Raw genomic sequence first — 14,410 nt, 5'->3', positions numbered from 1 at the left:
AGTATGATCACAAAAAGTTCACTGATGCATTCCGCAAAGAGTGCAGATAGCTACGCTTATGACAATGCAACTTTACATATTCGTTTCCGTACGGCCAAAGGAGAGGTGGATAATGTTTCCTTGTGGATTGGTGACCCATATCACTGGGCTGAAGGTGGTTTAGACGGCGGTAACTTAGGCGGCAGTGATGCACATGGTTGGGTTGGCGGTAACACGGTGCCTATGTTATTTGAGGGACAAACGGAGTATCACGACCATTGGTTTGCACAGTTTCAGCCACCGAAACGTCGAAGTCGTTATGGCTTCATTCTTCATGGTCGTGAAGGTGAAAAACTGCTGTTTGGAGAAAAGCGATGTGTTGATATCCGTGATCCTAATATTGCGGAAATGGAATTAAGTAACTTGAGCAATTTTTTCTGTTTCCCGTACCTTAATCCGCGAGATGTGTTACGCACGCCAAATTGGGTCAAAGAAACTATTTGGTATCAAATTTTTCCTGAACGTTTCCATAATGGAATGCCGGATATTTCTCCTTGCGATGTTCAGCCGTGGGGTAGCCAGCCTAGTCCGCATAACTTTATGGGGGGCGACCTATGGGGTGTGATTGAAAAACTGGATTATCTCCAAGAACTGGGGGTGAATGGGTTGTATTTTTGTCCAGTATTTACTGCTAATGCGAATCACAAATACGACACTGTTGATTATTTTAATGTGGATCCACATTTTGGTGGTAATGAGGCATTTCGGGCTTTGGTCAAAGAAGCACATCGCCGCAATATGAAAGTGATGTTAGATGCAGTGTTTAACCACGTTGGGGATCAACACCCATTTTGGTTAGATGTGGTTAAAAATGGAGCTCAGTCGCGTTACGCAGATTGGTTTTGGATTAACCGCTTCCCTGTCTATCCAGATACACCGAAAGAAGAGTGGGATTTTTGGGATTTCAATTACGAAACGTTTGGTAATGTAATCGAAATGCCCAAATTGAATACCGAAAACGAACAATGTCGCCAGTATCTGTTGAGTGTGGCACAGCATTGGGTTGAAGAATTTGACATTGATGGTTGGCGCTTAGACGTTGCAAACGAAGTCGATCATGAGTTTTGGCGGGATTTTCGTCGCACGGTGAAAAGTATAAAACCTGATTGCTACATTTTGGGCGAGATTTGGCACGAGGGTATGCCTTGGTTACGTGGCGATCAATACGATTCTTTAATGAATTACCCACTGACTCAGGCCACTACGGATTATTTTGCACTGCAGGCTTATGATAAAGAAACCTTCATGTATGCAGTGACTCGTTCATATCTTGCGTATCCTAAAAACGTCAACGAAGTGATGTTTAATTTACTAGAAAGCCATGATACGACTCGTTTACTTAGCTTATGTGCCAATGATAAGCATAAAGCTAAGCTAGCCTATTTATTCATGTTCACGCAGGTTGGTTCACCTTGTATTTACTATGGTGGAGAAATAGGGATGGATGGGCGTAAAGGTATGGGTAGAGAAGATAATCGGAAGTGTATGATTTGGGATGAATCTGAACAAGATCTCGATTTCAAAGCCTTTATTCAGTGGCTTATTGAATTGCGTAAAAATCATCCACACTGGAATGAACCTTCACTTAATTGGTATACCGTCGAGCATCCTTCGGTATTGGCCTATTCCCGAGGTGAGCAAACGTTTTTTATTAATAACAGTGATAGTGCTATTTCGTTTATGTGGCAAGAGCAGCCTATGCATTTAACCGCTTTCGATTTTAACATCTTGGGCTTAGGCACCGCTTAGGCTTGGTGGCGATAAGCTTAGTTCACCCTGAATCTCAATAGATTCGTCTACATTCACTGCGTAAGGAGTGATAATCTCTATACCTATCCAATTTGAGGTTTTTCGTTGGGTTTGCTCGTGATCTTTTTTCACTTGTTAGCTATCGGCAGCCTCAAATGGTGTAGGTACATTTAGGAATTCAACTGTGAATAAAAAGCGAGGAGAACCTGTGACTGAACTGGTAACGAAATTGATGGGGTTTGGATTTACTAAGACAGACGCATTGGTTTACATCAATTTACTTAAAAATGGTCGAGCAAGCGGCTATAAGATTGCCAAAGATATCTCTTTGTCCCGCTCATCGGTTTATTCTTCAATCGATAATTTATACAAAAATGGTTGTATTTTTATGTCGGATGGAGACACAAAAGAGTATGAAGCGAAATCGCCCGAACTCATTTTCAGCCAAATAGAAAGACAGACGATCGACAATATTCAGATCCTTAAAAAAGAGCTATCGCGCATGATGCTCCAAGAGGAGAAAGAGTTTATTTATAACGTGACGGGTTTTGAAAACCTCATTCAAAAAGCGAGAGAGATGCTGGCACTCGCGCAGGTGGAGGTGTACCTAAATACTGACTTTCATCTAGAGCTATTAGAAAAAGAAATTTGTGATGCTATCGAAAGAGGTGTTCGTGTCATTACCTTTTCCTTTAATAAATTATCGGTACCACATCCTAAAGTGGAGCTATATTCTCGCTCCGACCAGCAGGAGCAACGTTATCCCTCGCATCGTTTTATGTTGGTTGTGGATATGAAACAAGCAGTAATGTTTTCTCATCGTCAAGAAGCGTTGGGTCTGTATTCTAATAATCGTCTGTTGGTCAAAATGATTGCAGAGCATATACATAGCGATATTTATCTCACCGAATATGAAAAACTAGCTCCAGAAAAGCGCTGTCGTATCGGTACGATTCATGAGCTTGATAATGATATGGTTCATGATGATAGTGGGAGCTTCACCCAATAAAAGGGACTGATTTTGCAGAAGATTGACGCATAGCATCAAGTTCAGGATTAGGCTGTCGTTAGTATCGCTATGGGTTCGAATAGTGAGTAAAAATGACATTCGGAGATTTCAACTATAATTAACGAACAATTAAAGCGTGCCGTGCCGAACAAGGTTGCGCACAACAAGAAAGGAATGAGCAGCAAGATGAAAAAAATGCTGATGTTTCTATTATTGCTGCTTGGGCTGGCGGGTGCAGGCGCTGGCTATTACTTTCTTTATTATCTTCCCGAGCAAGAAGCACTGCAGGCCGATTCGTCGAGTTCGAACGATGAAGAGCAAGTTCCAGCGGATGAGCCTTCCCCTAAAACGGCCTTGCCAGCAAAACCGCTTGTTAATGATTTATATGTCGATTTAGCCAAGCTCGGGGTGAGAGAAAAGCCCGATGCACAAGCGTTTGTTGAGCGGGTTTTATACCGTGGTGATAAGGTTAAAATCTTGGAGCGCAAAGCAGGTTTTGGCCGCATTACCGATTATTTTGTCTATAAGGAAAACGGGCCTGAAGTCGCGGAGTGGATACCTTTGGATGGTTTAGTGGAGCAGCCTCCGGTGATCAGTGCAGAGGAGCGCCGTAAAACGGTCACGCAGTACATTGCGAATTCGGATGATTTTAAACTCTATGAAACGGCTTTTGTGCAGAAAACCGATGAGTTGCTGAAAAATGAAACCTGCGTACCAGAAGATTTTGAAGAGCTTGGTGGCTGGGTTAAGTCACTCAAATATCAAGAACGTGAGGTTTATTTTGTGTATTGTGGTGGCCGCAAGTTAGCCAACAAAATTTACTTTGATACACAAAGCAAAGAGGTATTTTACGCTTCTCATTAGCTAAAGTGGTAAGAGCATTTAGATCTTTTTACTTGAGGCTTATGGTTGTCAGGAATATGATGCCTGCCTGAGTTGAGAGGAATGATTTTTTCATGCATTGGCACTTTATTAAATATGTCTGGTTTACGTTTCTTGCGGTGGTTTTGCCTTCGCAAGCGTTAGGCTGTTTAATTGAAAGTGAAACGCACAGCCACGCTGAACCTAAAGTCAGCCTGCAACGTGATGCTGAAAAAACGTCGCTCACGGCGATTGTTCACCAGCAAACATTGCCTCAAGCTATCGCTATTCAACAACCTATCTCTGATCAACAATCAATATCTGATCAACAAGATAAACAAACGGCTCCACCCGTATCAAAATCGCTTCACTCAGACACTTCTGCTGCAATCGTCACCGCATCTCGTTGGGGGGTAACTTCTCGAGTTGTTGAATACGATGGTCCCACTTTTGTCGATAACACGCCCGATTACGACGTCACCGTCGCTCCCTTTAGGCTTTATCTTTTTCCTGTCGCTGAGTTGGCGGCATGGCAAGCTCGCCCCTATAGTTCTCACCACAGAATTTCTGGCTGGAAAGAAACCAATGCCATGTATGTGGCGTTAAATAGCCAGTACTGATCCTTCTTACTTTATATCAAGTGACAAAGTCACTCGCTTGTTCATTTAACTTGTTTATTTAAAGTAATAACAACTCAGCTTTGCTGAGAGGATTGGTATGAGAAAAACAAATAATAAAAAGGCGTCAGCACGTCTTATTAATCACTATTCTGCGTGGAAGTATATCGTATTGGCAGCCACTTTGGTTGTGCTTGCCTTGAGCGCTATACCCACATGGTATGGCGAACAGCCGTCGATTCAACTGCAAGTCTCAGCTAAAAATGAGACGCTTAATTCAGTCGTGGAATTGACTCATCTACTCGAAAAAAACGATATTGCGGTACAAAACATACAGCAGCAAGGTGGGAAAACGACCTTAGTTTTTGCTGATGAAGTCCAGCAAACACACGCCAGAGAATTACTCGATGGCATGATTGAAAAAGAAGACAGTATTACGTTCTCTTACGTTTCGGTTGCACCAACATGGTTGACAAATTTAGGTTTTAACCCGATTAAACTAGGGTTGGACCTGCGTGGTGGTGTGCAATTTTTGCTGAACGTTGACGTGGATAAAGCGTTCCAAGAGCAACGTGACAGCATGATCGATACCGTGAAAGATAAGCTGCGTGACGAGCGTCTTCGCAGCGTGAAAGTTAACTCTGAAGGTATTGATGGCTTCAAAGTAATGAGCAATTCAGCGGAAGATCTCAATAAAATCAATGCATTCCTCAAAGAAACTTACTCAGGGTGGGATATTCAACGCTCTTCTGATCAACTGCTGATCAAGCCTTCAAAACAGAATCGAGTCGATTTCCAATCAACGACGCTGCAACAGAACCTCAAGATTATGCGTGATCGCATTGAAGAGCTGGGCATCACTGAAGCCATGGTTCAGCGCCAAGGCGAGCACAGCATTCGTATCGAATTACCGGGCGTGCAAGACCCATCACAAGCGAAAAACGTGATTGGTGCGACGGCGAGCCTGGCTTTTTATGAGGCGAAATCACCCAGTGAAGCGTTTACGTCGCAAGACATTGTGCTAAAAGATGAAAATGGCCGCAATGTTGTACTTACTAAACGCCCTGTATTAACCGGCGATCACATTGTTAATGCGCGCGCAGGTATTGACCAAGTGGGAATGTCTGAGGTCAACATCTCGCTTGACCACGCTGGTGGCAAAATCATGAGTGATTTTTCATCCAAGCATATCGGTAAACCGATGGCGACCGTGTACCGTGAATACACCACCAATGCTCGTGGCGAAACAGAGCGTAGCGAAAAAGTGATCAGTGTTGCGACCATTCAATCGCAGTTGGGTAGCCAATTTAGAATCACTGGTGCAGGTTCGATGGAAGAAGCACAGCAGCTGGCTTTATTGCTGCGCGCTGGTTCATTAACCGCGCCTGTGACTATCGTAGAGGAGCGTACCATCGGCGCTTCATTGGGCGCAGAAAACATTCAAAATGGTTTTGCCGCATTAGCCTTAGGTATGGCATTAACGCTGACTTTTATGGCGCTTTGGTATCGCCGTTTAGGTTGGGTGGCGAATGCGGCGTTGCTGTTTAACATGGTGTGTCTCATTGGTCTGATTGCCTTATTGCCGGGTGCTGTACTGACCTTGCCGGGGATTGCAGGTCTAGTTTTGACGGTTGGCATGGCCGTCGATACCAACGTGCTAATTTTTGAACGCATCAAAGACAAAATCGCGGAAGGTCGCAGCTTTGCGCAAGCGATTGATACAGGTTTTAGCAGCGCCTTTAGCACCATTCTTGACGCCAACGTCACCACTATGATCACCGCCGTGATTCTGTATTCGATCGGTAATGGTCCAATCCAAGGCTTTGCCCTGACCTTAGGGCTCGGCATTATGACCAGTATGTTCAGCGGTGTGTTTGCTTCGCGTGCGGTTATCAATCTCATTTGGGGACGAGATGCTCGTCGTGATGTAAGGGTATAAACATGATTGATTATTTGAAAAACCATATTCGTCCAATTCGTTACATCACGAGCGTACTCTCTGTGACATTGATGCTGATCTCATTAGTGGCGTTTGGTGTGAAAGGCCTCAACATGGGTTTGGATTTTACTGGTGGGATGGTCACCGAAGTCACGGTCGATAAAACCCTCACCAACAAAGAGTTACTGCAAGCGTTGAAACCTACATTAGGAGATTCAACGATGCTCACCAAAGCAGGTGAAGAAGGGCGTTGGGTTATCCGCTACGCGCTTCCTGAAAGCGATCAAGAGACGCCTAACATTCCCACTTTGCTCAGCGACGTCTCTGAACATGTGACGGTGGTGAGCAACAGTATGGTCGGCTCGCAAGTGGGACAAGATCTGGTGGAGCAAGGTAGTTTAGCGTTGATGATCTGCTTACTGTGTATCTTAGGTTACTTGTGTTTCCGCTTTGAATGGCGTTTAGCGAGCGGCTCGTTGTTGGCCTTGCTGCATGACGTTATTTTAGTGCTCGGTTTCTTTGCTCTGACACAGATGGAGTTCAACCTAACCGTGTTTGCGGCGGTACTGGCGGTATTAGGTTATTCATTGAACGACTCCATTATCATTGCCGACCGTATTCGTGAACTGCTCGTGGCCAAGCAAAGTACGCCAACCAAAGAGATTACCGACCAAGCCGTGATTGCGACTTTCTCACGCACTATGGTGACTTCGGGTACGACATTACTCACCGTTTCCGCATTGTGGTTAATGGGCGGGGAGCCGCTTGAAGGGTTTGCTATTGCAATGTTCATCGGTATTATTTCTGGAACTTGGTCTTCAATCTCAATCGGGACTGTGTTACCAGAGTGGTTGAAACTTGAACCTAAACATTACTTGCCTGTGGTGGTGGATTCCGCGCCTTAGTATTTCTGCGCATGTCATTTAAAGTGAAGTAAAAAAATCCGCCTTATGCACAGGCGGATTTTTATTGGTAGTTGACTATAAATTACGGTAGGAAGTGTAATTTAGAGTTCTTTATCTTTACTCAATGACAGCAACCAAAGTGAAACGGCGGCAACCACCGCAAAGCCGCCGAAGATAATAACAGGCATCGCGCTGTAACCAAGAATATGCCAAATCACCGATTCTAATGTACTCATGGGTTAATTCTCCTATTGCCAGCCTTCAACGCCTTGCATGTCTGGCAGTTTATGTGCAATACCTTTATGGCAATCGACACAGGTTTTTTCACCACTAGCAAGGGCGGTAGAGTGCTGTTTGGCACTGCGTGGACCTTGCTCTGAAAAATCCATGTATTCGAACTCATGGCAGTTGCGGCACTCTAATGAGTCATTATTTTTCAATCGTGACCACTCACGCTCCGCGAGATGTGCTCGACGTGCTTGAAACTTTTCGGGTGTGCTAATGGTGCCTAATACCACATGAGCAAACAACTCTTGGGAGGCTTGCACTTTGCGGATAATCTTGTCTGTCCACTCATGAGGAACATGGCAGTCAGAGCAGATAGCACGTACTCCGGAACGGTTAGAATAGTGAATCGTCTCTTGGATCTCAGCCACAATCGGTGCATGACAGCCTGAGCAGAATTCTTCTGAGTTTGTTGCTTCCATACCGGTGTTAAATGCGCCCCAAAATAGCAGACCACCTGCAAACCCCATGAACAATACGATGCCAACGGCCGCTTTACTTGGGCTTGTGAGCCTTTTCCAAAACGCTTTTAATAATTTCATAAATAGCCTCTTCAGTTATTATCTGGCTACGATTAGCGAAGTGAATCAACGGATTTGAACTCATTTTCCACCAAAGGCTTCGCAATGGCTTGCGGTACATGGCACTGTAAACAGAAGTAACGGCGCGGTGAGACGTCAGCTAGCACCGCATCTTCACGGTTAACATAGTGGGTCACGCTGATTTTGGTTGCGCCCATCTCTTTGGCATTTTTCCAACTGTGACAAGCAAGGCACTTATTGGCGTTTAGCGACACTTCGTAGCCACGAATGTTATGCGGGATCAAAGGTGGCTGATAGACATATTCGCTTTCAAGCGCTTGATCTCTTGGATACTTCTTAAAGTCGTCTGCAGGACGAGTCTCTTCAAGTTGCGTTGCGCCACGCAGCGATTCCAGCCCACCGTTGCCGCCGGGGTTATTCAGTTCCGCCTGTACGGTTTGGCCAAATAAAGCCCCAAAAGATAAAAGGGCGATCAGTAGTTTTTTCATCTTAAATTCTCCGCCTAATGGCTCATTCTGAGATCGGCTCCCCATAGGGCAGCCGATGCATTCATTAACTGGCTTACGCTACTTTAGTGATTTTTACCGGACATTTTTTGAAGTCTGTCTGCTTCGACAGTGGGTCCGTGGCATCTAAAATCAGCTTGTTAATCAAAATGCGAGCATCAAAGAATGGGATAAAGACCAAACCATGCGGTGGACGATTTCGGCCGCGCGTTTCCACACGAACACGAACTTTGCCGCGTCTGTTGGAAATCAATACTTCATCACCACGTCGTAACCCACGCGCTTTGGCGTCATCTGGGTGGATGTAACAGAGCGCATCGGGTACGGCTTTATAAAGTTCAGGCACGCGCCGCGTCATAGTACCGGTGTGCCAGTGTTCTAACACGCGGCCCGTACACAGCCACATATCAAATTCGGCATCAGGTGATTCCGGCGGCGCTTCATAAGGAGCGGAGATGATCCACGCTTTACCATCCGGTTTGCCGTAGAAATCCCAATCAGATCCTTTTTTCGCATAAGGGTCAGAGCCTTCTTTAAAGCGCCATAACGTTTCTTTGCCATCCACAACCGGCCAGCGTAAGCCGCGAACGTTATGGTATGTGTCATAAGGCGCTAAGTCGTGGCCGTGACCGCGTCCGAAACTGGCGTACTCTTCAAATAACCCTTTTTGTACATAGAAACCGAAGTGATGTGCGTCATCGTTCAGCTCACGCGCTTCTTCAAGCGGGAATTGGTCAACCTGTCCGTTTCTGAACAGCACATCAAACAGGGTTTTACCGCGATATTGTGGCGCTTTGGCGAGCAATTCTTCTGGCCATACTTCTTCCATTTTGAAGCGTTTAGAGAACTCCATCACTTGCCATGAGTCTGATTTTGCTTCGCCCACAGTACCAACTTGCTGATACCAAGCTTGAGTGCGGCGTTCAGCATTACCGTAAGCACCTTCTTTTTCCACCCACATTGCGGTAGGGAGCACTAAGTCGGCCGCTTGCGCTGTGGCTGTTGGATACGGGTCAGACACGACGATAAAGTTTTCTGGGTTACGATAACCCGGTAAACGTTCTTCGTTAATATTCGGGCCTGCTTGCATGTTGTTATTACACTGCACCCAGTAAGCGTTGAGTTTGCCATCTTTGAGCATTCGGTCTTGCTGTACGGCGTGAAAGCCCGGTTTTTCAGGAATGGTGCCTTGCGGAAGCTTCCATGTCTTTTCAGCAATCGCGCGATGTTTGGGGTTAGCCACCACCATGTCAGCAGGCAAGCGATGAGAAAAGGTTCCGACTTCACGTGCCGTGCCGCAAGCGGATGGTTGGCCTGTTAATGAAAATGGACTGTTGCCAGGTGTGGCAATTTTGCCCGTCAGTAAGTGCAGGTTGTAGACCAAGCTTTGCATCCAAACACCGCGAGTATGTTGGTTCATGCCCATAGTCCACAGTGACATCACTTTGGTGTTAGGGTCAGCGTACTGTTTTGCAAGCGCGATCAGTTTATCTTCGGCAACGCCTGACATTTGCGCGGCTTTTTCAACCGTATAAGGTGCAACCGAGGCTTTATAAGCTTCAAAGTCAATCGCAGTCACATCACCGGAGTTGGCATTTTTCGCTTTAACTTGCAGGGGGTGCTCGTCACGCAGGCCATAACCAATATCCGTAGTCGCTTGCTTGAAGTGGGTATGTTTATTGACGAAATCCCAGTTCACCGCATTGTTTTGAATGATGTAGTTGGCGATGAAGTTGGCGATGGCAAGGTCACTTTGTGGGTGGAAAATGTAACCGTGGTCGGCCAGCTCAAACGAACGATGATAATAAGTCGAAAGGACATTTACTTTAACGTGTGGGTGACTTAAACGACGATCGGTAATACGAGTCCAAAGAACCGGGTGCATTTCAGCCATGTTTGAACCCCAAAGCACAAAGGCATCAGCGTGTTCAAAATCATCATAGCAGCCCATCGGTTCATCAATACCAAAGGTGCGCATAAATCCAACAACGGCTGAAGCCATACAGTGGCGAGCGTTTGGATCAATGTTATTAGAGCGAAAACCCGCTTTCATCAGTTTAACGGCGGCGTAACCTTCCATCACGGTCCATTGGCCTGAACCGAACATGCCAACACTGGTTGGCCCTTTCGCTTTTAGAGCTTGTTTCCACTTTTCAGCCATCACATCGAAAGCCTGATCCCACGACACTGGCGTGAATTCTCCATCTTTATGATATTGGCCATCTTTCATGCGCAGCAGTGGCTGTGTTAAGCGATCTTTGCCATACATGATTTTTGAAAGGAAGTAGCCTTTAATACAGTTCAACCCTTTGTTAACGGGCGCTTCAGGGTCACCTTGTGTGGCAACCACTTTGCCGTTTTGAGTGCCGATTAATACTGAACAGCCCGTACCGCAGAAACGACAAGGCGCTTTATCCCAAGTGATTTTTGTTTGGTCTGAGCTGGCAATCAAGTTTGTAGCGCTGGCGGGTAGAGTAATACCAGCGATAGCGGCTGCGGATGCGGCTGCGTTTGCTTTCACAAACGCGCGTCTTGTCATTTTCATACGTCATCCTCAATGTGGGAATGTTGTGTTCCAGTGTTGGTATCCGTGTCATCCAGCCCACTTTCTATTTGGTGATAAACCAAAGCGGTGCTGAGAACATGTGGTAAGTTGTTAATCGCATCGATGGTGTCAGTAACGAAGCCTTGATTTTCCGTTTCCAAAACGACGATCATTTTCCCTTCGTTGCTTTGGCCATACACTTCGGCGTTCTCAAACGATTCGATTGTCGCTTTGAGCGCTGCTAAATGTTCAGGTACGACGTGAACGATCAAACTTGAAATATGTACTTCATTGAGTGACATGTTTATCTCTCATTATTATTAATATTGCTCACACGGATGGCTGAGGTTGGACAGATGGAAACGCACGCGCCACATCCGTTACAGGCATCAAGATCGACATTCGGTTGCGCCACTTTTCCGATCACTAAATTGAACGTTATAGCGCTGACTTCACATGACTCAGCGCAGCTACGACACTCCACATTGCGTTTAGCCAAGCAGCTTTCTTCGATCTTTGCTTTAGCCAGCCACGGTTGTGTTGAGCGCGGTGCGAAAATTGGCTCTGGGCAGCTCTGCGCGCACTGATAACAAAAGGTGCACTCATCAATATGAAAATCTATGGTTGGGAAGCCGCCATCACCTAAGGTGATGATCTTTGTTTCGCACGCGTCTAGGCAGCGGCCGCAGCGAGTGCACTCATCTGAAAAGGAGAGGGGGTGAGCAATCCAAGGCAAGCGGACAATGGTGTCATCGACCTGATTACGAGAAAAAAAACGCCTTTTCGAGAGATCAACCAAAGTGCATTCCTGTATTTGTTAACAAATCTTCATTTATCCATACACAAATTGTAGTTTTTGTCCTATTTCTATAAATACCCCCAAGGAGGTAATTGGCTAGTCATGTTGTTTTAGATCAATAAATTCAAGCGCGAGTGATCACATATTGAATGGCTTTAACGACAGCGGCGCCCAATCAGATACAATAGGCAAGGAGAGGTTCACGGAGAGATGTTTTGAGAAAACGATCCAAACAGTCGGTCACCAGCACCATTGCCAAAGCCATGGTGTCGATTTTACTGTTATCGGTTGCCATCACAGGCTACGCCATTTTTACACTCGCTTCCTCACTCAATGATGCGGAAGCGGTGAACGTGGCTGGTTCAATGCGTATGCAAAGCTATCGATTGGCACATGATATTCAAAGTAACTCGGTGGATTATTCATCTCACATTTATCTTTTTGAACGTTCGCTTTATTCACCATCGATGAAAGCATTGCAGCGTTGGCCTGTGCCAAACGACATCACCAAAGATTATTATCAGTTGATCATTCGTTGGCACGAACTGAAAAGTTTGTTAAATAGTGAGAACAAAGACCGCTATCTTGATGAGGTAGCGAAATTTGTCAGCCAAATCGACCGTTTTGTCTTTAAGTTGCAGCACTTCTCAGAACAAAAGCTGATCCAACTGGCTTGGTTTGGCGGCATGGGGTTGGGTGGTGTGTTATGTATCTCATTGTTTGTGGTGCATTTTATTCGTAAGGAAGTGGTGGGGCCATTGCGTTCGCTAGTGACCGCCAGTGAGCAGATCCAAAACCGTTCATTTGATGTATCGCTCAATGTCACCAGCCATAATGAAATGGGGATCTTAACCCGCACGTTTAATAAAATGGCCACCGATCTTGGTAAGTTGTACCTCGGTTTAGAGCAAGCGGTGAATGAGAAAACCCATAAGTTGCAAAATGCCAATCAAGCACTGCAAGTGCTGTATGACTGCTCACAAGAGTTAACCGCGTCGCGCATTAGCCAAGATAATTTCCAAGCGATTTTGCAACACTTGGTCACCATTGAAGGGGTCACATTTGCCCAGTTAGAAATTGGTGATGACGCGGGTAAAAGTACGCGCTTATCCGAAGGTGAGAGCAATGGGTTCTCCCTTTCTCCGCTTTTGCTGAGCTTAGATGGGATGCAACTGGGTTACTTGTATTTGCAATACAGCTTGCCTTGTCCAAATAGCGCCTTGATTGATAACTTCGTACAAATATTGTCGCGTGCTATTTATTATAATCAAGCGCAGAAACAAGCCGAGCAGTTGATCTTGATGGAAGAACGCGCCACCATCGCACGGGAACTGCATGATTCGTTGGCTCAATCGCTTTCGTATCTGAAGATACAAGTATCACTATTAAAGCGCGTGATTGGCCGAGCAGAGACCCCGCATGCCGCAGAGAAAAAAGAGCAAATCATTTTAGATATTGATCAAGGTTTGTCGGGCGCTTACACCCAGTTAAGAGAGCTATTAACCACCTTTAGGCTAACGATTAAAGAAGGCAATTTTGGTCAAGCGCTCAAGGGCATGCTAGAGGAACTTGGCGAGCAAACTACGGCGGAGATAGTGCTTAATAATAATTTGTCATCGATTGATTTAGATGCGCATCAACAAGTGCATTTACTGCAATTGATCCGAGAAGCGACTATCAATGCTATCAAACACGCTCAAGCTAATGTTATTCAAGTCAACTGTGATGAATTAGATGATCAGGTGATGGTGACGGTCAAAGACGATGGGGTTGGCTTTGATCAACAGCGTGCTAGGCTCAATCACTATGGATTAAGCATTATGCAAGAAAGAGCGGCGCGGCTGCATGGCGCAGTGTCAGTAACCTCCGCACCCAATGCTGGGTGTGAAGTTATATTGAAATATAAACGTTCAAAGGATACAAATTTTGACGAGATGTAGAGTAATGCTGGTAGATGACCATCCTTTGATGAGACGTGGTATCAACCAGCTATTGAGTTTTGAAGATGACTTTGAAGTGGTTGCTGAAGCTTGTAACGGCAGTGAAGCCATTGCTTTGGCGCATGACATCGAGCCGGATCTCATTCTGCTTGATTTGAATATGAAAGGCATGTCAGGGCTCGATACGTTAGCAGCGCTTCGTGCGGATGAATCAACCGCCACCATCGTTATTTTAACCGTATCAGACAGTGCGCTCGATATTGAAGCTATGGTGAAAGCGGGGGCTGATGGCTACCTTCTTAAAGATACAGAACCAGATGAGCTGGTGGAACTGCTTAGACAGGCCGCGACGGGTGTAAAAGCGTACAGCGAGTTTGTTACTCAGTACCTTGCCGAACGTCATACGCATGAAGATCTTTTTGAGGCATTAACCGACCGTGAAACTCAGATTTTAAAAGAGGTCGCGAAAGGGTATCGGAATAAACAAATTGCGGATCGTCTGTTCATTTCTGAGTCGACAGTAAAGGTGCACATGAAGAGTTTGCTGAAGAAGCTACGCGTCCCATCGCGCACGGCAGCAACGATTTTATACTTGGAGCGCTATAGCGAGAGTAAATAACACCTATTTGGAAATAGCGGTTTGAAAAAAGGGCGTCCTGTTGAACGCCCTGATT

General features: G+C 45.6%; 14 protein-coding genes. 8 read left to right on the top strand and 6 right to left on the bottom strand.

Annotated elements, in window-relative coordinates; all coding sequences use genetic code 11:
• The first annotated feature begins 3 nt into the window (after nucleotides 1–3).
• From NB504_RS08850 to secF, 6 genes are all read left to right on the top strand, one after another.
• Nucleotides 4–1,788, top strand: a complete 1,785-nt coding sequence (locus NB504_RS08850) for a glycoside hydrolase family 13 protein (protein WP_258428671.1) — start codon at nucleotides 4–6, stop codon at nucleotides 1,786–1,788.
• A 208-nt stretch (nucleotides 1,789–1,996) separates the two neighbouring features.
• Complete coding sequence (locus NB504_RS08845) at nucleotides 1,997–2,797, top strand: TrmB family transcriptional regulator (protein WP_161437690.1); 801 nt, start codon at nucleotides 1,997–1,999, stop codon at nucleotides 2,795–2,797.
• A 186-nt stretch (nucleotides 2,798–2,983) separates the two neighbouring features.
• Nucleotides 2,984–3,661 (top strand): SH3 domain-containing protein, encoded by a 678-nt coding sequence (locus tag NB504_RS08840; RefSeq protein WP_258428670.1) that lies wholly within the window; start codon nucleotides 2,984–2,986, stop codon nucleotides 3,659–3,661.
• A gap of 92 nt (nucleotides 3,662–3,753) precedes the next feature.
• Entirely contained in the window at nucleotides 3,754–4,278 is a 525-nt protein-coding gene (locus NB504_RS08835; RefSeq protein WP_258428669.1) for a hypothetical protein, read from the top strand.
• 97 nt (nucleotides 4,279–4,375) lie between these two features.
• Complete coding sequence (gene secD / locus NB504_RS08830; RefSeq protein ID WP_258428668.1) at nucleotides 4,376–6,214, top strand: protein translocase subunit SecD; 1,839 nt, start codon at nucleotides 4,376–4,378, stop codon at nucleotides 6,212–6,214.
• Nucleotides 6,215–6,216: 2 nt separating this feature from the next.
• Nucleotides 6,217–7,119, top strand: coding sequence for a protein translocase subunit SecF (secF, locus tag NB504_RS08825; protein WP_017045371.1), 903 nt, complete (start codon nucleotides 6,217–6,219; stop codon nucleotides 7,117–7,119).
• Between the two features lie 101 nt (nucleotides 7,120–7,220).
• On the opposite strand, the gene NB504_RS08820 is transcribed toward secF, so the two are convergent.
• The 6 genes from NB504_RS08820 to napF all read right to left on the bottom strand — a co-directional run bounded on the left by NB504_RS08820 (nucleotide 7,221) and on the right by napF (nucleotide 11,796).
• Nucleotides 7,221–7,355, bottom strand: coding sequence for a TIGR02808 family protein (locus NB504_RS08820; protein WP_013868527.1), 135 nt, complete (start codon nucleotides 7,353–7,355; stop codon nucleotides 7,221–7,223).
• 12 nt (nucleotides 7,356–7,367) lie between these two features.
• Nucleotides 7,368–7,946, bottom strand: coding sequence for a NapC/NirT family cytochrome c (locus tag NB504_RS08815; protein WP_258428667.1), 579 nt, complete (start codon nucleotides 7,944–7,946; stop codon nucleotides 7,368–7,370).
• Between the two features lie 32 nt (nucleotides 7,947–7,978).
• Complete coding sequence (locus NB504_RS08810; protein ID WP_013868529.1) at nucleotides 7,979–8,434, bottom strand: nitrate reductase cytochrome c-type subunit; 456 nt, start codon at nucleotides 8,432–8,434, stop codon at nucleotides 7,979–7,981.
• Between the two features lie 73 nt (nucleotides 8,435–8,507).
• The gene (gene napA / locus NB504_RS08805; RefSeq protein ID WP_258428666.1) at nucleotides 8,508–10,997 is read right to left on the bottom strand and encodes a periplasmic nitrate reductase subunit alpha; all 2,490 of its coding nucleotides are present in this window, start codon (nucleotides 10,995–10,997) and stop codon (nucleotides 8,508–8,510) included.
• A complete protein-coding gene (locus NB504_RS08800; protein WP_013868531.1) occupies nucleotides 10,994–11,299 on the bottom strand; it encodes a chaperone NapD in 306 nt (101 codons plus the stop codon). The genes napA and NB504_RS08800 overlap by 4 nt, the downstream gene beginning before the upstream one ends.
• Before the next feature lie 2 nt (nucleotides 11,300–11,301).
• Entirely contained in the window at nucleotides 11,302–11,796 is a 495-nt protein-coding gene (napF, locus tag NB504_RS08795) for a ferredoxin-type protein NapF (RefSeq protein ID WP_258428665.1), read from the bottom strand.
• Between the two features lie 215 nt (nucleotides 11,797–12,011).
• Between napF and narQ the strand changes: the two genes are divergently transcribed.
• Nucleotides 12,012–13,736, top strand: a complete 1,725-nt coding sequence (gene narQ / locus NB504_RS08790) for a nitrate/nitrite two-component system sensor histidine kinase NarQ (protein WP_013868533.1) — start codon at nucleotides 12,012–12,014, stop codon at nucleotides 13,734–13,736.
• Nucleotides 13,723–14,355: a response regulator gene (locus tag NB504_RS08785; protein WP_258428664.1), complete on the top strand. Its 633-nt coding sequence runs from the start codon at nucleotides 13,723–13,725 to the stop codon at nucleotides 14,353–14,355. Before narQ ends, NB504_RS08785 begins: the two co-directional genes overlap by 14 nt.
• Nucleotides 14,356–14,410 lie beyond the last annotated feature (55 nt).

The organism is Vibrio sp. RM-69-4 (assembly GCF_024743775.1).
In the GTDB taxonomy this organism is placed as follows: Bacteria; Pseudomonadota; Gammaproteobacteria; order Enterobacterales; family Vibrionaceae; genus Vibrio; species Vibrio anguillarum.
The sequence above is the reverse complement of the archived record's forward strand: the minus strand, read 5'-3'. Positions and strand labels throughout refer to the sequence as shown.